Raw genomic sequence first — 17,661 nt, 5'->3', positions numbered from 1 at the left:
CGTTCAATGCGGCCGCTCCCCTGCCGCTTGACTTCGTCCGGCCGGTCAAGCCACGGTCCGCAGGTCCTGCCGCTTCGAGAATTCCCCTGATGGTCCCGCATTTTACCGTTATCCGCGACACAACGCCGGATTCCGCGATTTTGAGGGGCGCCGTGGTCGCCATGGGCAATTTCGACGGCGTTCATCTCGGCCATCGCGCGGTGATCGCAGCCGCGCTGGAAATGGGCCGGGCGCATGGCCGCCCTGCGCTGGCATTGACCTTCGAGCCGCATCCGCGCCGGTTTTTCAGCCCGAACACCCCGCAATTCCGCCTGACGGACGAGCCGGCCAAGCTGCGGCTTTTGGCCGGCACCGGGCTCGCCGGCGCCGTGGTCATGACCTTCGACAAGGCCAGGGCCGGGACCAGCGCGCAAGACTTTATTCACCATGACCTGATCGGACGCCTCGGCGTCAGCGGCATCGCGGTCGGCTACGACTTCCATTTCGGCAAGGGTCGCGTCGGCTCGCCGAGCCTCCTGGTCAACGAGGCGCCCCGGCTCGGCATCGAGGTTGACGTGCAGGCCCATGTCGACCTCGACGAGCGGCCGGTCTCCTCCAGCGCCATCCGGATCGCGCTCGCCGAGGGCCTCATCGACGAGGCCACCACCATGCTGGGCGCGCCCTGGTTCATCACCGGCGAGGTGATCCACGGCGAGAAGCGCGGCCGCGACCTCGGCTATCCCACCGCCAACATCCGCCTCGATGCCAATTGCGGCCTCAAGCACGGCATCTATGCGGTGCGGGTCGGCCGCGGCGCCGAGCGGCTGGACGGGGTGGCGAGCTTCGGCCGCCGTCCGACCTTTGATAATGGCGCGCCGCTGCTGGAAATCTTCCTGTTCGACTTCAAGGGCGACCTCTACGGACAAGCGCTCGACTGCGCCTTCGTCGGCTTCATCCGCGAGGAGCTGAAATTCGACAGCCTGGAGGCCCTGATCCGCCAGATGGACGACGATTCCGCCCGCGCCCGCGCCATGCTGGCCGCCGCCCCGGACGCGTTTCCGCTGCTTGGAACGATCGATTGAGGTCGAAAGCCGGTCCGCCGGACCTTTTGCGCTTCTACCTTTTGCGCTTCCCTTGGCCCCCTGCTATGGAGAGCCCATGTTTGCGCGGCGCATCATAGGGATTAGCGGCCCGGCTTCCGCCTGAGCCTGAAGGCTCGGCGCAAGACCGGGATTTCGTCGTTTCACCCCGCGATTCCAGTCGCTATCCGTTTCCGCGCCCTTCCGAGCCAGTCAGCCCCATGTCCGAAAAGCCGCAAAAGTCCGACGCCAAAGACTATTCCAAGACCCTTTATTTGCCGCAGACGGATTTCCCGATGCGCGCCGGCCTGCCGCAGCGCGAGCCGGAACTGCTGAAGTACTGGAACGACATCGGCCTCTACGACAAGCTGCGCCGGGAAGCCCAGGGCCGCGCCAAATTCGTGCTGCATGACGGCCCGCCCTACGCCAACGGCAACATCCATATCGGGCACGCGCTGAACAAGATCCTCAAGGACGTCGTGACCAAGAGCCAGCAGATGCTCGGCTTCGACTCCAATTACGTGCCCGGCTGGGACTGCCACGGCCTGCCGATCGAATGGAAGATCGAGGAGGAGAACTACCGCAAGAAGGGCAAGCAGAAGCCCGATTTCCGCGACTCGGCCGCGATGGTGGCGTTCCGCAAGGAATGCCGCGCCTATGCGACGCACTGGATCAACGTGCAGCGCGAGGAGTTCAAGCGGCTCGGCATCATCGGCGACTGGGATCATCCCTATCAGACGATGAGCTACCCGGCCGAAGCGCAGATCGCCCGCGAGCTGATGAAGTTCGCGGCCAACGGCACGCTGTATCGCGGCTCCAAGCCGGTGATGTGGAGCGTGGTCGAGAAGACCGCGCTTGCGGAAGCCGAGGTCGAGTACGAGGACTACACCTCCGACATGGTGTGGGTGAAGTTTCCCGTCACGTCACCGGCACATGGCGCACTCGCCAGCGCCTCCGTCGTGATCTGGACCACCACGCCCTGGACGCTGCCCGGCAACCGCGCGATCTCGTTCTCGCCGAAAATCGCCTACGGCCTCTATAAGGTGACGGATGCGCCCGCCGACAACTGGGCCAAGACCGGCGATCTCCTGATCCTGGCCGATGCGCTCGCCGCAGAAGTGTTCAAGCAGGCGCGCGTCACGTCCTATGAGAAGGTGCGCGACATTCCCGGCGACACGCTGGATGCTGTCGAATGCGCCCATCCCCTGCGCGGGTTCGGTGGCGGTTACGAGTTCATCGTGCCGCTGCTCGCTGGCGAGCATGTCACCGACGACACCGGCACTGGCTTCGTGCACACCGCGCCGAGCCACGGCCGCGAGGACTTCGACGTCTGGACGGCCAACACCCGCGAGCTCGATGCGCGCGGCATCCCGACCGCGATCCCCTACACCGTCGACGAGAACGGCGCCTACACGGCGCAGGCCCCCGGCTTCACCGGCAAGCGCGTGCTCAACGACAAGGGCGAGAAGGGCGATGCCAACGAGGCCGTGATCAAGGCGCTGATCGACGGCGGCAAGCTGCTCGCGCGCGGCCGCCTCAAGCACCAATATCCGCACTCCTGGCGCTCGAAGAAGCCGGTGATCTTCCGCAACACGCCGCAATGGTTCATCGCGATGGACAAGGACATCAGCGATGACGGCCATGCGAAGAAGGGCGACACGCTGCGCGCCCGCGCGCTGCACGCGATCTCGGTCACGCAATGGGTGCCGCCGTCGGGCGAGAACCGCATCAACGGCATGATCGCCAACCGTCCGGACTGGGTGATCTCGCGCCAGCGCGCCTGGGGCGTGCCGATCGCCGTGTTCGTGCGCGAGAAGAGCGACGGCTCGGCCGAGATACTGCAGGACGAGATCGTCAACCAGCGTATCGCCGAAGCCTTCATGGAGGAAGGCGCCGACGCCTGGTACATGGACGGCGCCCGCGAACGCTTCCTCGGGTCCCGCGCGAGCGAGGACTGGAAGAAGGTCGACGACATCTGCGACGTCTGGTTCGATTCGGGCTCCACGCACGCCTTCGTGCTCGAGGATCGCCAGAACTTCCCGCAGCTCGGCAACATCGTCCGCAAGATCGACGGCGGCAACGACACCGTGATGTATCTGGAAGGCAGCGACCAGCATCGCGGCTGGTTTCATTCCTCGCTGCTGGAAAGCGCGGGCACGCGGGGCCGCGCGCCCTACGACATCGTGCTCACCCACGGCTTCACGCTCGACGAGAACGGCCGCAAGATGTCGAAGTCGCTCGGCAACACCGTCGAGCCGCAGAAGGTGATCAAGGATTCGGGCGCGGACATCCTGCGCCTGTGGGTCTGCGCCACCGACTATGCCGATGACCAGCGCATCGGCCCGGAGATCCTGAAGAACACCATCGAGACCTATCGCAAGCTGCGCAACTCGATCCGCTGGATGCTCGGTACGCTGCATCACTTCAAGGCGAGCGAGAAGGTCGCCTATGCCGAGATGCCCGAGCTCGAGCGGCTGATGCTGCACGAACTGGCCGGCCATGCCGAAACCGTTCGCAAGGCCTATGCCGCCTTCGACTACAAGACCGTCGTCGCGAGCCTCGCGGCCTTCATGAACTCCGAGCTGTCGGCGTTCTACTTCGATATCCGCAAGGACACGCTCTATTGCGACCCGCCGTCCTCGGCGGCGCGCAAGGCCGCGCTCACCACGATTGACCTGTTGTGCGATGCGCTCCTGAAGTGGCTTGCGCCGATCCTGAGCTTCACGACCGATGAAGCCTGGCGCATGTTCCGGCCGAACGCGGAGCCTTCCGTCCATCTGACCCTGTTTCCCGAAGGCATCGAGACGCTCCGCGACGACAAGCTCGCCGCGAAATGGGAGACGATCCGCAACGTCCGCCGCGTCGTCACCGGCGCGCTGGAGCTTGAGCGCGCCGCCAAGAACATCGGCTCGTCGCTCGAGGCCTCACCGGTGATCTATGTCGCCGACCGCGACATGCTGGCGACGCTGTTCGACACCGATCTCGCCGAGGTCTGCATCACCTCGAACTACGAGGTGCGTGAGGGCGAGGCGCCTGCGGGCGCGTTCCGTCTCGATGCGGTGCCCGGCGTCGAGGTCGTCGTCGAGAAGGCGGTCGGCACCAAATGCGCCCGCTCCTGGAAGATCTCGCCCATGGTCGGTGAAGACCCTGAATACCCCGACGTCACGCCGCGCGACGCCCAGGCGCTGCGCGAATGGAAGGCGTTGGGGGTGCCATGACCCCGCTTCGCGCCGGCATCCTCGCGGCCGTGGTCACTCTGGTGGCCGACCAGGCCTCAAAGCTGTGGCTCCTGAACGTGTTCGACCTTGCCCGCCGTGGCGTGGTGAAGGTGATGCCGTTCTTCGACCTGGTGCTGGCCTGGAACATCGGCATCAGCTTCGGCTGGCTCCAGAACGACGGCCAGTCGGCGCAGATCGCGCTGATGGCGGTCAAGGTCGTCGCCGTGGTCGCCCTGGCGATCTGGATGGCCCGCTCGCACACCCTGCTCGCCACGGTCGCACTCGGGCTGATCATCGGCGGCGCGATCGGCAACGGCATCGACCGCTTCGCCTACGGCGCGGTGGTCGATTTCGCCCTGTTCCACATCGAGATCGGCGGAAATACCTATAATTGGTATGTGTTTAACCTCGCGGACGTGGCCATCGTTGTCGGGGTGGCGGCGCTATTGTATGATTCCTTCCTGGGGGTACCCGCCGCAAAAGCGCCCTGATCCCGGCCGATACGGACCGGCAGGTGGAACCCTGCTTCTTGCGAGGATTGGCCGCGTGCGAGCGGCAAAATGCAGCAATCTGCCACAATATGGAACAGGTACAGTGATGCGCAGCTCCGAGACCAGCGGTTCGATGGTTCGAGATCCCAAAGCAGGGTTCTGGCGGGCGTTGAAATTGTCCGCGGTCATGCTCGGCATCGGCCTCGTCATGTCGGCAGGCCCGGTCCGTGCCGGTGACGACGACGATGATGATGACGGGATGACCTTCGAAGAGAAGATCATCGACAATCTGATGTCCGGCATCGGTGCCAAGAGCATGGAAAAGCCCGGCATCGAATACCGCGAGCGCTCCCCGCTGGTCGTGCCGCCCAAGCTCGACCTGCCGCCTCCGGCAACCCAGGCCAAGAATGCTCCGAACTGGCCGAAGGACCCCGAAGAGAAGCGCCGCAAGGAAGCCATCGCAGCGCGCAAGAAGGCGACCAAGGCGACGGAGAACTGGCAGGCGGCCCAACCGCTGACGCCCGCCGAGATGAAGGCCGGCGAGGTCGCCGCAGCCCCCCGCACCAGCAACGATCCGATCCAGCCGGGCACCAACGGCAACCCGTCGCTCAGCCCCACCGAGCTCGGTTACGCCGGTGGTCTCTGGAACATGATGAAGGGCGGCAACAGCTCCGAAGAGAAGAAATTCACCAGCGAGCCGCCGCGCTCGTCGCTGGTCGAGCCGCCGCCGGGCTACCAGACCCCCTCGCCGAACTACGCCTATGGCGCCGGGCCGGACAAGTCGCGCCGGACCTATTTCGACATCATGTCGGGCAAGGAAAAGGAATAATAGCGCTCCTGCCCCACCGCGACATCCTGACAGGCGCATCCTGGCACCGGCGGCTTACGCACGCCGGACGCAGTCTGCATATTGCTTATCAGTAACTTGCCAGCGCGTTGAGTTCTCTGCTTCGTGACGCGAAGCCTCAGCCGCACGGTGTAGCATGCCGTGCCTCCGAGCCGGACATCCGGGTTCGGCCTTTTCATAAGGATTATGATGTCCTCTTACCGATCGGCCGCCTGCCTCCTTGCCGCGCTGCTTTCGACGAGTGTCCTCTCAGCCAGCGCCGCCCTCGCCCAGACCACGGTGACATCGGCCCCGCCCGCCAGCTTCACGCTCGCCAACGGCATGCAGGTCGTGGTGATCCCGGATCACCGCACGCCCGTGGTCACGGAGATGATCTGGTACAAGGTCGGCTCGGCCGACGAGACCCCGGGCAAGTCCGGGCTCGCGCACTTCCTCGAGCATCTGATGTTCAAGGGCACCTCGAAGCATCCGGTCGGCGAATTCTCCCAGACCGTGCTCCGCGTCGGCGGCAACGAGAACGCCTCGACCTCGGTCGACTACACCAACTACTACCAGCGCGTGCCGAAAGAGCAGCTGCCGACCATGATGGAGTTCGAGGCCGACCGCATGACCGGCCTGATCCTCAAGGACGAGAACGTGCTGCCCGAGCGCGACGTCGTGCTCGAAGAGTACAACATGCGGGTCGCCAACAATCCGGACGCGCGGCTCAACGAGCAGATCATGGCCGCGCTCTATCTCAACCATCCCTACGGCCGGCCGGTGATCGGCTGGCACCAGGAGATCGAGAAGCTCGACCGCGAGGATGCGCTCGCCTTCTACCGCCGCTTCTACGCGCCGAACAACGCGATCCTCGTGATCGCCGGCGACGTGGAAGCCGCCGACATCCGCCCGCTGGTCGAGCGGAATTTCGGCTCCATTCCGGCCCAGCCCGCGATCCCGGAGCGGCGCATCCGTCCGCAGGAGCCGGAGCCGGCGGCGCCGCGCACGGTCACGCTGGCCGACCCGCGCGTCGAGCAGCCGAGCCTGCGCCGCTACTATCTCGTACCGTCGGCGACGACCGCCGCCGCAGGTGAAAGCGCCGCCCTCGACGTGCTGGCGCAGCTGATGGGCAGCGGCAGCAATTCCTATCTCTACCGCGCGCTCGTGGTCGACAAGCCGCTCGCGGTGTCCGCCAGCGCCAGCTATTCGAGCATCTCGCTCGACCCGACCCAGTTCGCGATCTCGGCCTCGCCGAAACCGGGCGTCAGCTTTGCAGATGTTGAGCAAGTGGTCGACGGCGTCATCGCCGACATCGCACAGAACCCGATCCGCGCCGAGGACCTCGAGCGGGTCAAGACCCAGCTCATTGCGGAAGCGATCTACGCCCAGGACAACCAGGCGGTGCTGGCGCGCTGGTATGGCGGCGCCCTGACCACGGGCCTTTCGATCGAGGACATCAGGAGCTGGCCCGACCGCATTCGCGCGGTCACCGCCGAGCAGGTTCGCACTGTCGCGCAGAAATGGCTCGAGAAGAAGCGCTCGGTGACGGGCTATCTGATCAAGGACACCAGTGCCGCCAAGCGCGAGGAGAAGCGTTCGTGACCTATCCCTTCCTTCGACGTGTTGCATTCTCGCTTGCCACCGGCGCGGCACTCGCGCTGGCTACGGTCTCGCCGTCACAGGCGGCTGCAAAGATCCAGCACCTGACTTCGCCGGGCGGCATCGAAGCCTGGTTCGTACAGGATGCGACCGTGCCGCTGATCGCCATGGAATATTCCTTTGCCGGCGGCTCGGCGCAGGATCCCAAGGACAAATCCGGCGTCGCCAATCTGGTCGGCGACCTCCTCGACGAGGGCTCCGGCGATCTCGACTCCAAGACCTTCCATGAGCGGCTCGACCGCCGCGCTATCGAGCTCTCCTTCAGCGCCACCCGCGATACGTTCCGCGGCAGCCTGCGGATGCTGCGCGACAACAAGGACGAAGCCTTCGACCTGCTCAGGAGCGCGCTGATCTCACCGCATTTCGACACCGCCGACGTCGAGCGCATCCGCTCACAGGTGATCTCGGGCCTGCGCCGCGAGACCACCAATCCGTCGTCGCTGGCGAGCCGTAAATTCCTGGAGGTCGCGTTCGGCGACCATCCCTATGGCCGGCAGACCAATGGCACGCTGGACAGCGTGCCGACCATCACGGTCGCCGACATGAAGGATTATGTCGGCCGCGTGATTGCGAAGGACGGGCTGAAGATCGCGGTGGTCGGTGACGTCGATCCGGCCACCCTCGGCAAGCTGCTCGACCACACTTTTGGTAGCCTGCCCGCAAAAGCCAATCTCACGCCGGTCGCCGACGTCGAGGCGGCAAAACCGCCGCAGCGCGCCTTCGTGCCGCTCGACGTGCCGCAGACCGTGATCACCTTCGGCGGCCCCGGCGTGAAGCGCAACGATCCGAACTTCATGGCCGCCTATGTCGTCAACCACATCCTAGGCGGCGGCGGGTTGTCCTCCCGGCTCTATCGCGAGGTGCGCGAGAAGCGCGGGCTGGCTTATTCCGTGTTCGAATCGCTGCTCTGGATGGAGCATTCGGCGGTCTTCATCGGCAACACCGGCACCCGCGCCGACCGGGCCGGCGACACCATCGACGCGATCGACAAGGAAGTGCGCCGCATCGCCGAGGAGGGCCCGACGCAGAAGGAGCTCGACGAAGCCAAGTCCTACCTCAAGGGCTCGCAGATGCTGGCGCTGGATACCTCCTCGAAGCTCGCGCAGGCGCTGCTGCAATACCAGCAGGACAAGCTGCCGATCGACTATATCGAGAAGCGCAACGCCATCGTCGATGCGGTGACACTGGACGACGCCAAGGCGGCCGCCAAGCGCCTCTGGGGCCAGGGCCTCCTGACCGTGGTCGTCGGCCGCGCCCCACAGGCGGCCGCGCAACCGGCCGCGGCACCGGCGACGAAGTCGAACTGACGTCCCCAGACGTTTCCTGAAATGGCCGGGCTCGCCCGGCCATTTGCGTTTCCAGGATGCGCCATTGCCGAACGTGGACGTCCGCGATATGTCCGGACATCACGAATGGTGCCATCATGCTGCGGATATCCCGCGATCTCGTCATCGACGAGGACGACATCGAGATCGGCTTTGTCCGCGCCTCCGGCCCGGGCGGACAGAACGTCAACAAGGTCTCGACCTCGGCGCAGCTGCGCTTCGACACGCGCAAGCTGACCCTGCCGGAGGATGCGGTGATCCGGCTCGCCCGCATCGCCGGCCAGCGCATGACCAAGGACGGTGTGATCGTGATCCACGCCCAGCGCTTCCGCACCCAGGAGCGCAACCGTCAGGACGCCATCGACCGGCTCACCGAGATCCTGACCGAAGCGATGATACGGCCGAAGCCACGGCGCGCGACACGGCCGACCTTTGGCTCCAAGCAGCGTCGGCTCGACGGCAAGAAGCGCCGCAGCGACATCAAGGCAGGGCGGGGCGGCGGCCGCTTCGACGACTAGCAAAGCAGACCCAGTCAAAAAAACTCCGGCCGCAGGGCGACCGGAGTCTGCTTGCTTCACCCGGCGGAACTAGTAACGCTTGGCCGGGGCTGCACCGCCCGTCGCGGAATCGTCGGCGGCTCCCTTGTGCGCAGCGCTACCGGTGGTGCCGACCGTGCCCCTGGTGCCTTTGGTCGACTTCATGCCCGTCTTCTCGCCCGCCGCGCCCGGCTGAGCATTCATCTCCTCGTCCCCGCTGCCCATTGTGTTGCCTTGCATCGGCTTGCCTTGCACGGTGCCGCCTGTCTTGGCGGGTGGCGCGCCTTGCGCGAGAATCGGCGTCGCAATGAGAGCCGACAGAGCGCATGCGATCATCGAGGTCTTCACCAACTTCATCCATTTCTCCTGGATTTTTCCGCGACGAATGGCTCGGCTGCATCCTGCGCCGCTCACCTGCACCGGGTCATTGCATCGCGTAGAGAGTTCAAGCGGCGCGGTCGTCATGCAATGCGCATGGTGTGGTGATCGTTTAGGGATTTGACGGCGGTTTCGCGGAATTGTGCTCCGCATATAAGGCATTGCGGAACACACGCGGCCACCAGTGTTTCCGCGCGCATCGAAACAGCCCGCTACTACCACCGCATCTTTGACGCCGCCTAGAGTTTGCGCACGTTGATGTGAATGGGCGGATTCTTGGCGATGCGCGCAGTCGTGCTTGGATTGTGCACCGCGATGGTGCTGGTGACGCGGGTTGCCGATGCGCAAATGCCCCTGCCGGCCGCCAAGCCGCCGGATGGCGCGACGCTGTTCAAGCAGCAATGCGCGGTGTGCCACACGACAAGCTTGTCAGAACCGGCGCGGCAAGGCCCCGCGCTGGTGAAGGTCGTTGGCCGTCCCGCCGGCAAGACCGAAGGTTTTAAGTACTCGGAGGCGCTGTCGAAAGCGGACTTCGCCTGGGACGAGACCAGGCTCGACGCCTGGCTGAGCAATCCGCAAGCCGTCATTCCCGGCGTGACCATGGTCTACCGGCAGGCGAAGCCGGAGACGCGCGCCGCCATCATCACCTACCTGAAGGAGCTGAACTGAATGGCAAAGCCCGTTCATTCCATGATCCGCGTGTTCGACGAGGCCCGCTCGCTCGACTTCTACAAGCGCGCCTTCGGCTTGGAGGTCGCCGACCATCTGAAATTTTCGGACTTTGCTCTGATCTACCTGCGTCACCCCTCCTCACCTTTCGAGGTGGAGCTGACGGTGAATTTCGATCGCAAGGAGCCGTACCAGCTCGGCGACGGCTACGGACATATTGCCGTGGTGGTCGAGGATCTCGATACCGAACATGCCCGCTTCGAGCGCGAGAAGCTCGCACCGGGACCGCTGCGCGACTTCAAGCACGACGGCAAGACGCTGGCGCGCTTCTTCTTCGTCAGCGATCCCGATGGCTACAAAATCGAGGTGATCCAGCGAGGGGGTCGTTTCGGCTGATCAAAATCACAAAAATCCAAATCACAAAATCTACGGAGGAATGCCATGAGAGAAGTCGATCGTCGAAGCAAGCACAGCCGCCGCGTCTTTCTCAAGGGCGCGGCGACCGCCGTTCCGGTCGTCGCTGTCGCGACCAGCGTCGCCGTCAGCATCGAGGATGCCTGGGCGGATGATGCCAGCACGCTCTCGCCCGCAACGATGAAGACGCTGCTGAAGGTCGCGCGCGACATCTATCCGCACGACGTCCTCGGCGACAGCTACTACATCACCGCGATCAAGCCGTGGGACGGCAAGGCGGCCAAGGACCCCGCCGTCAAGTCTCTGATCAGCGACGGCATCACGCGGCTCGATCAGAACGCGCGGGATCGCCACAAGGTGGCTTACGCCGAAGTGCCATGGGAAGCCGACCGCGTGGTGCTGCTGACGGAGATCGAGCAGAGCGACTTCTTCCAGAAGGTGCGCGGCGACCTCGTCGTGTCGCTCTACAACCAGAAAGAGGTCTGGCCGCGCTTCGGCTACGAGGGCTCCTCCGCCGAGCACGGCGGCTACATCAACCGCGGCTTTGCCGACATCGACTGGCTACCGAAGGCTTAAGGCTCACCCAACGGTTCAGGAGAACGCATATGGCAAAATTCGATCTGAACGACTCCAGCGTTGTGGTGATCGTCGGCTCCGGTGCCGGCGGCGGCACGCTGGGCAACGAGCTCGCGCAGAAGGGCGTCAAGGTGGTCATCCTCGAAGCAGGTCCGCGCATCGAGAACCAGGACTTCGTCAACGACGAATGGGAGAGCTTTTCCCAGCTCGCCTGGACCGATGCCCGCACCACGTCGGGGACATGGCGCGTCGCCAAGGATTTTTCGGGCCTTCCCGCCTGGATCGTCAAGGCGGTCGGCGGCTCGACCACGCATTGGGCCGGCGCGTCGCTGCGCTTCGACGAGCATGAGTTCAAGGTGAAGAGCACCTACGGCGGCCTGCCCGGCGCGAACCTGCTGGACTGGCCGGTGACGCTCGCCGAGATCGAGCCATGGTACGCCAAGGCCGAGAACAAGATGGGCGTGACCCGCACCAACGGCATTCCCGGACTTCCCGGCAACAATAATTTCAAGGTGCTGGAGGCCGGTGCGAAGAAGCTCGGCTACAAGACCGTGCATACCGGCAATATGGCCATCAACAGCCAGCCGCGTGACGGCCGCGGCGCCTGCCAGCAGATCGGCTTCTGCTTCCAGGGCTGCAAATCCGGCGCGAAATGGTCGACGCTCTACACCGAGATCCCCAAGGGCGAGGCGACCGGCAATCTCGAAGTCCGGCCGAGCAGCATGGCGGTCAAGATCGAGCATGACGCTGGCGGCAAGGTGACCGGCGTGGTCTATTCCGACGAGAGTGGCGCGATGCAGCGCCAGAAGGCGCGTATCGTTGCGGTGGCCGGCAATTCGATCGAGAGCCCGCGGCTATTGCTCAACAGCGCCTCGAGCATGTTCCCCGATGGCCTCGGCAATTCATCGGGCCAGGTCGGCCGCAACTACATGCGGCACATGACCGGCAGCGTCTACGCCGTGTTCGAGAAGTCGGTGCACATGTATCGCGGCACCACCATGGCCGGCATCATCCGTGACGAAGCCGCCAACAATCCGAAGCGCGGCTTCGTCGGCGGCTACGAGATGGAGACGCTGTCGATCGGCCTGCCGTTCATGGCGGCGTTCCTCAATCCCGGCGCCTGGGGCCGTCCGTTCACCGCGGCGCTCGACGGTTATCCCAGGATGGCCGGCATGTGGCTGGTCGGCGAGGACATGCCGCAGGAGACCAACCGCATCACGCTCGATCCCGTCGTCAAAGACAAGTTCGGGCAAGCGGTCGCGAGCGTCCATTTCGACGACCATCCCAACGACCTCGCGATGCGCGCACATGCCTACAAGCAGGGTGCGGCCGTCTACGACGCCGTCGGCGCCACCGTGACCTATCCAACGCCACCCTATCCGAGCACCCACAATCTCGGCACCAACAGGATGAGCGAGAAGCCGCGGGACGGCGTCGTCAACAAGTTCGGACAGAGCCACGACGTCAAGAATCTGTTCGTCTCGGATGGCAGTCAGTTCACCAGCGGGGCGGCCTGCAATCCGACGCTGACCATCGTCGCGCTCGCGATCCGGCAGGCTGATTACATCGCGGGGGCGATGCAGAAGGAGATCTGACGGTTCAAAGAAAACTGTTTCCTCTCCCCGTCATTGCGAGCGAAGCGAAGCAATCCAGAATCCCACCGCGGTGACGGCCTGGATTGCTTCGTCGCACTAGCGCAAAATTGCTACGCAATTTTATCGCGAGCTCCTCGCAATGACGGCGGAGAGAGCATCGTAGCCCGGATGGAGCGAAGCGTAATCCGGGGCGCTCGCGGGTGAGCTGAATCCCGGATTGCGCCGGGCTTCATCCGGGTTACACACTTTTGTTGGGATAGCTAGTCGTCCGTTAAGAATCCGAATTGAGCGGGATGGGACATGTGAACGTGCGCCATATCCGGATCAGGAACAGGTCCAAGAAATCTCTCAGCCAGGCGAGGATGCGGCGGAAGTTGTGGCCTACGGCGGAGAGGACGACGTTGGCGGCGTCTCCTGCGCGGCCTTTGAGGTAGCAGCGCCCGAGGTGACCTTCGGCCTTCAGGTGTCCGATGATGGGCTCGATGGCGGATCGGCGGCGCAACTCGCGCTTGATGATCCCGAAGACGCCGCGCTTCTGGCCGGAGATGAAGACGCGACGTGGATTTTGAGCGTCGTGGCCGCGATACCCCTTGTCGACATAGGCCCGCTCGATCGGACAGCCGGTGAGTGCCTCGGTGCGGTCGATGACGTCGCGCAGGGTGTGACCGTCATACGGATTATCGGGCAGCGCCCTGACGTGTAGCACGAACAGACCGCCGGGAGCTCGGCGGTTGTTGGTGACGATGGAAGCCTTGACGCCGAACTCGTACGGCGCGGAGGCCTTGCCCTTGCCGATGCACTCCACCTCCGGGGCATGGAAAGAATAAAGCTTCCAGCCGCGTTGGCGCTGCTGCTGCGAGCGGATCTGGCTGGCCCGGCCAAGCGGAAGGGCGAACGCCTCCTCCAGGGCTGGCTGGCCGTCGATCTTGCGGCGGATATCGCGGATGATCCGGCCGAGCCTTGAGCGCAGGATACGCAACTGCCGCTGATGCCGCCTGAATTGTTTGGCATGGGCGTAGCGGCCCGCCATCATCGCGGCGGCCTTGGCGATCCGAGAATAGGACTGCCGCAGCCTGACGCCGTGCCTTCTCGCCAGGCGATTGAGCCCCTTGATGGCCGCATGCAGCAGCTTGGCGTCGGTCGGAAAGGTGATGGCCTTTGGCTGCACCGTGGTATCGACCGTGACCCGCTTGAGGTCCTGGCCGCGTAACGCGCCGGCCTCGTGCGCCACCCGCAGGCTCTCGGCCAGCAGCAGTTCCAGCTTGTCGCCGAGCCGCTTGCGCCAATGGCTCAGGTCCGATCGCTCGTGCGGGAAGGCGTGCTGGAAGAACTCTTCGCCGGTGAAGTACTGGAAATACGGGTCGTGGACCCAGCGCTCGCAAATCCCCTCATCGGACAGCCCGTAAATCTGCTTGAGCAACAGCAGCCCGATCATGAAGCGGGTCTCGATCCCCGGCCGGCCGTTCTCGCTGTAGAGCGGCGCGATCTCGCCGTCGATCCAGTCCCAATCGATCTTGCCGGCCAACAGAACCAGCTCGTGCTTCAGATTGATGATCTGGTCCAGCCGCGCCCGGAACAGGTCGTTCGATCCCGTCGTCTTGTGCTTCTTCGGTCGCATCGTCCCCTCCGATGCAACACAGAATCATGGTCCGCTGCGAAAGGGAATCTGGAGGGTTCTGTGAGGTCGCGCTCACGCGAGGGCGCGGCAGGCGCTTATGACGCGACCTCATTGAAGCCGGATTGAACGAAGGCGCGGGAGGCTATTCGCGGTTTTGCAGCTATGGGGATTGTTCGAGATCGCCATGCCCGATCTGCTGGCTCGGCGCGTGAGGCAGAGACACAGGAGCGCATCCTGGAAGAGTTGAGATCAGACGCGCTTCGCCTGAGATCGCGATAGGCCTTTTGCTGCATCGGACGGTTGTTGTCGCGCAGTGTGACAGCACGGATTCGACATCGTCCGCGATGATCGAGACGCTGGGAGCGAAATGACGAATGATGATCGTCGTGCACGACATGACTTGGCTCACGATGTGTCGCATCGGAACGGTGATGTTCGAGGGCTGGGGCGTCTGAAGCTATGTCGAAAGCGCTCAATGATGCGCATGACGCCACCACAATCGGGACAGGCAGGAACCTCGGCCCAGGTTTGAGCCTCCGAATCCACAGGCGACGGCTGGCCATCGTTTGGGGCTGTTCGCTCATGATCGAGAAGTTCGCGGCAAAGGGCGAGCTTGGCAGCGCGATGGCGGTTGGCCATGAAGCCGAAGTGGCGGATGCGGTGGAAGCCGTCAGGCGGCGTATGAAGCAGGAAACGGCGAATGAACTCATCGGGCTTGAGATTCATGATCTTTGTCGCGCTGTTTTGGCGATAGTCCTTCCATGAGAAGGCGACATGATCGTCGTCGAGTGCGACGAGCCGGCTGTTGGCGATCGCGACGCGATGGGTGTAGCGGCCGAGATAGGCCAGGACCTGTGCGGGTCCGCCGAAGGGCCGCTTGGCGTAAACAACCCAGTTGATGCGTCGCATGGCGTCGAGGTGGGCCGCAAAGGCAGCCGGCTCGGCCAGAGCTCCGAGATCGCCGAAGAAACGCAAGGCACCGGAGTTGAAGGCTGCCGACAGACGTTTGAGAAAAAGTGTGCGAAATAGTCTGGACAACGGTTTGACGGCCAGGAAGAAGTTCGGTCGGCAAGCGGTCCAGCGCGCGCCATCGGGCGAGAGGCCGCCACCCGGAACGACGCAATGGACGTGGGGATGATGCATCAGCGTCTGTCCCCAGGTGTGGAGGACGGCGACGCCGCCGATCGCACCGCCGAGCCGGCGTGGATTGGCGGCGAGCGTCGTCATCGCCTCGGCGGCAGCCTTGAACAGGATGGCATAGACGACGGCCTTGTTCTGGAAAGCGATCGCGGCGATCGGTGCGGGAAGTGTAAAGACGACGTGGAAATAGGGAACCGGAAGCAGGTCGGCTTGACGCGCGGCGAGCCACGCGGCTCGGGCTCTCCCCTGACACTTCGGACAGTGCCGATTGCGGCAGGAATTATAGGCAACGCGTGTCGTGCCGCAGTCGTCGCAAGCCTGCATGTGGCCGCCGAGCGCCTCGGTCCGGCACGCAACGATCGCGCTCATCACGCGCCGCTCGACCCGCCCCAGATGACCGGCATGTACACGGCGATAGGCGTCGCCATGCCGGCGCAGAATATCGGCAATCTCGATGGCGGGCCTGTTGGAGCGGATGTCGGAGCGGGTCATGACCCGCATCCCGCTGCGGGTCATCCAGGTGGCGTCACCTCCAGCGACAGGCGATCGAGCGGGCTCTGCGTCGCTCGGATCGTATCGGTGGCGACCTGCGTGTAGCGCGCTGTCGACGACAAATTATTGTGCCCGAGCAAGACCTGGATGATCCGGATATCGGTTCCGTTCTCGAGAAGATGTGTCGCGAAGCTGTGGCGCAGCGTGTGCAGCGTGACGCGCTTGGTCAGGCCCGCAGCCTTCACCGCCGACCGGCAGGCGGCATGCAGCACGGTCTGATCGATCGGATGATCTTCGTCACGACCAGGGAACAGATAAAGCCGCGGCCGGGCGAGCCGCCAGTAGGTGCGCAGGATGCCCAGCAGCTGGGGCGACAGCATCACGTTGCGATCCTTCGCGCCCTTGCCGTGGCGCACCTGGATGACGCCGCGGGCGCTGTCGATGTCTTCGATCCGCAGTCCCGCAACCTCCGAGGCCCTGAGCCCGGCCGCATAGGCGGTGGTGAGCGCGGCGCGGCTCTTCAGGCTCGATACCGCTTCAAGAAACTGAACCACTTCGTCGGCGCTGAGAACGACCGGCAGCTTGCGCGGTTCTCGCGCATAGGGAATGCGCTCTGGGATGAGCGCCTCGCCGAGCGTGACGCCGTAGAAAAACCGTAGCGCACAGACGATCTGGTTCAGCGCCGGCCATGAGATGCCGGTCGAGACCAAATGCACCTGGAAGGCGCGGACGTCTTCCAGCTCTAACCGGTCAGGCGATCGGCCAAAATAGCGGCTGAACTTCGAAACCGCGCTGATGTAGGATCTTTGCGTCGCCGGCGACAGATTGCGGACGGTCATGTCTTCGATCATGCGGCGGCGAAGAGGGCTCAAATCGGCCATCTCGATACTCCTGTCTGAGGGGGTGGGCTCCAACACCCACATCCTCTCAGCCAGGAGGCGATCTATGCCACCTTGCCCCCTACGCCGCGGCAGCGGCTTCGTTCAATCCACAATCGAATTTGCAGGCTTTGGCGGTCTTTACCTCCCAATCCCTGCAATCTCAAACCGTCTCAAATCCGAAAAACAGACTCTCGCTCAATCGCTTAGAGCCTTGTTCACGGACGACTACTGTCACACGCGTGACAATTAAGCAGGCATCACGCCGCGTTTCACACCAAATCGCGTCATTTTCGCACAGCATTGTCGCGCGCATTTGAACGGCTGTTCAACCATGCCGCTTAAGCCGTTATTAGTCCGCGGCCATTAACACTCGTGACCAATTCGAGGAGTTGCGTCGTGAGTACGGTTGCCATTTTCAGTCTGCTGATCGGATCGTTGCTGGGAGGCCGATTCCGGATCTTCATCCTGCCGCCCGCCATCGTTCTTGGCGCCACGATCCTCGGTGTGGGCTCCGCCTGGCAGGGACATGATTCAGCTCACATCGTTGTGACGATTCTCGTCTTCGCGTCGGTGCTCCAGCTTGGCTATTTCTGCGGCGCGGTTCTGGTCCGCGCGCGAGAGGCCGCCTATCGCGGCAAGGCCGCACCATCGTTCGACAGCGGCAACTCGGCCAGCCTCGCGCAAGCTTGGGGACGGGTGATTCGCAACGCTGGTGAATGATCGGGCAGGCGCAGGCTTGCCGGCAGGGGTAAAAAAAACCTGCTCGGACACCCAGATTCGCCGAT

16 protein-coding genes are annotated in these 17,661 nt (G+C 64.1%); 12 read left to right on the top strand and 4 right to left on the bottom strand.

Annotated features, from left to right (window positions below):
• Positions 1 to 89 precede the first annotated feature (89 nt).
• The 7 genes from HAP41_RS08550 (at position 90) to arfB (ending at position 9,095) form a co-directional block, all read left to right on the top strand.
• Entirely contained in the window at positions 90 to 1,061 is a 972-nt protein-coding gene (locus tag HAP41_RS08550) for a bifunctional riboflavin kinase/FAD synthetase (protein WP_166103603.1), read from the top strand.
• 218 nt (positions 1,062 to 1,279) lie between these two features.
• Positions 1,280 to 4,276 (top strand): isoleucine--tRNA ligase, encoded by a 2,997-nt coding sequence (gene ileS, locus HAP41_RS08545; RefSeq protein WP_166103606.1) that lies wholly within the window; start codon positions 1,280 to 1,282, stop codon positions 4,274 to 4,276.
• The gene (gene lspA / locus HAP41_RS08540) at positions 4,273 to 4,767 is read left to right on the top strand and encodes a signal peptidase II (RefSeq protein ID WP_166103609.1); all 495 of its coding nucleotides are present in this window, start codon (positions 4,273 to 4,275) and stop codon (positions 4,765 to 4,767) included. The genes ileS and lspA overlap by 4 nt, the downstream gene beginning before the upstream one ends.
• A 106-nt stretch (positions 4,768 to 4,873) precedes the next feature.
• Positions 4,874 to 5,596 carry a hypothetical protein gene (locus HAP41_RS08535; RefSeq protein ID WP_071909532.1) on the top strand — a complete coding sequence of 241 codons (723 nt, stop codon included), beginning with the start codon at positions 4,874 to 4,876 and terminating at the stop codon, positions 5,594 to 5,596.
• A gap of 204 nt (positions 5,597 to 5,800) precedes the next feature.
• Positions 5,801 to 7,195, top strand: coding sequence for a M16 family metallopeptidase (locus HAP41_RS08530; RefSeq protein WP_371496566.1), 1,395 nt, complete (start codon positions 5,801 to 5,803; stop codon positions 7,193 to 7,195).
• On the top strand, positions 7,192 to 8,559 hold the full coding sequence (locus tag HAP41_RS08525; RefSeq protein WP_166103612.1) for a M16 family metallopeptidase: 1,368 nt from the start codon (positions 7,192 to 7,194) through the stop codon (positions 8,557 to 8,559). The genes HAP41_RS08530 and HAP41_RS08525 overlap by 4 nt, the downstream gene beginning before the upstream one ends.
• 116 nt (positions 8,560 to 8,675) lie before the next feature.
• On the top strand, positions 8,676 to 9,095 hold the full coding sequence (gene arfB / locus HAP41_RS08520; RefSeq protein WP_063985592.1) for an alternative ribosome rescue aminoacyl-tRNA hydrolase ArfB: 420 nt from the start codon (positions 8,676 to 8,678) through the stop codon (positions 9,093 to 9,095).
• A 69-nt stretch (positions 9,096 to 9,164) separates the two neighbouring features.
• Here arfB and HAP41_RS08515 read toward each other — a convergent pair whose 3' ends face one another.
• The gene (locus HAP41_RS08515) at positions 9,165 to 9,470 is read right to left on the bottom strand and encodes a hypothetical protein (protein ID WP_166103615.1); all 306 of its coding nucleotides are present in this window, start codon (positions 9,468 to 9,470) and stop codon (positions 9,165 to 9,167) included.
• Between the two features lie 303 nt (positions 9,471 to 9,773).
• On the opposite strand from HAP41_RS08515, the gene HAP41_RS08510 reads away from it, so the two are divergent.
• Genes HAP41_RS08510 through HAP41_RS08495 form a run of 4 tightly spaced genes read left to right on the top strand, consistent with a single transcriptional unit; the run spans position 9,774 to position 12,745 of the window.
• Positions 9,774 to 10,160, top strand: coding sequence for a c-type cytochrome (locus tag HAP41_RS08510; protein ID WP_175618155.1), 387 nt, complete (start codon positions 9,774 to 9,776; stop codon positions 10,158 to 10,160).
• A complete protein-coding gene (locus HAP41_RS08505) occupies positions 10,161 to 10,556 on the top strand; it encodes a VOC family protein (protein WP_166103618.1) in 396 nt (131 codons plus the stop codon).
• A gap of 45 nt (positions 10,557 to 10,601) precedes the next feature.
• Positions 10,602 to 11,150, top strand: coding sequence for a hypothetical protein (locus HAP41_RS08500; RefSeq protein ID WP_063985596.1), 549 nt, complete (start codon positions 10,602 to 10,604; stop codon positions 11,148 to 11,150).
• A 29-nt stretch (positions 11,151 to 11,179) separates the two neighbouring features.
• Positions 11,180 to 12,745, top strand: coding sequence for a GMC family oxidoreductase (locus tag HAP41_RS08495; protein WP_166103623.1), 1,566 nt, complete (start codon positions 11,180 to 11,182; stop codon positions 12,743 to 12,745).
• Between the two features lie 271 nt (positions 12,746 to 13,016).
• Here HAP41_RS08495 and HAP41_RS08490 read toward each other — a convergent pair whose 3' ends face one another.
• The 3 genes from HAP41_RS08490 to HAP41_RS08480 form a co-directional block, all read right to left on the bottom strand.
• A complete protein-coding gene (locus HAP41_RS08490; protein ID WP_166053956.1) occupies positions 13,017 to 14,363 on the bottom strand; it encodes an IS5 family transposase in 1,347 nt (448 codons plus the stop codon).
• A gap of 405 nt (positions 14,364 to 14,768) precedes the next feature.
• Positions 14,769 to 15,995, bottom strand: coding sequence for an IS91 family transposase (locus HAP41_RS08485; RefSeq protein ID WP_166053869.1), 1,227 nt, complete (start codon positions 15,993 to 15,995; stop codon positions 14,769 to 14,771).
• A gap of 20 nt (positions 15,996 to 16,015) precedes the next feature.
• Positions 16,016 to 16,876 (bottom strand): tyrosine-type recombinase/integrase, encoded by an 861-nt coding sequence (locus tag HAP41_RS08480; RefSeq protein ID WP_029085027.1) that lies wholly within the window; start codon positions 16,874 to 16,876, stop codon positions 16,016 to 16,018.
• Positions 16,877 to 17,272: 396 nt separating this feature from the next.
• Here HAP41_RS08480 and HAP41_RS08475 point away from each other — a divergent pair, with 396 nt between their 5' ends.
• Entirely contained in the window at positions 17,273 to 17,596 is a 324-nt protein-coding gene (locus tag HAP41_RS08475) for a hypothetical protein (RefSeq protein WP_071916268.1), read from the top strand.
• Positions 17,597 to 17,661 lie beyond the last annotated feature (65 nt).

Source organism: Bradyrhizobium barranii subsp. apii, from assembly GCF_011516635.5.
Classification (GTDB): domain Bacteria; phylum Pseudomonadota; class Alphaproteobacteria; order Rhizobiales; family Xanthobacteraceae; genus Bradyrhizobium; species Bradyrhizobium barranii.
Note: the sequence above shows the minus strand (reverse complement) of the source record. Positions and strands in the feature narration are given on the sequence as shown.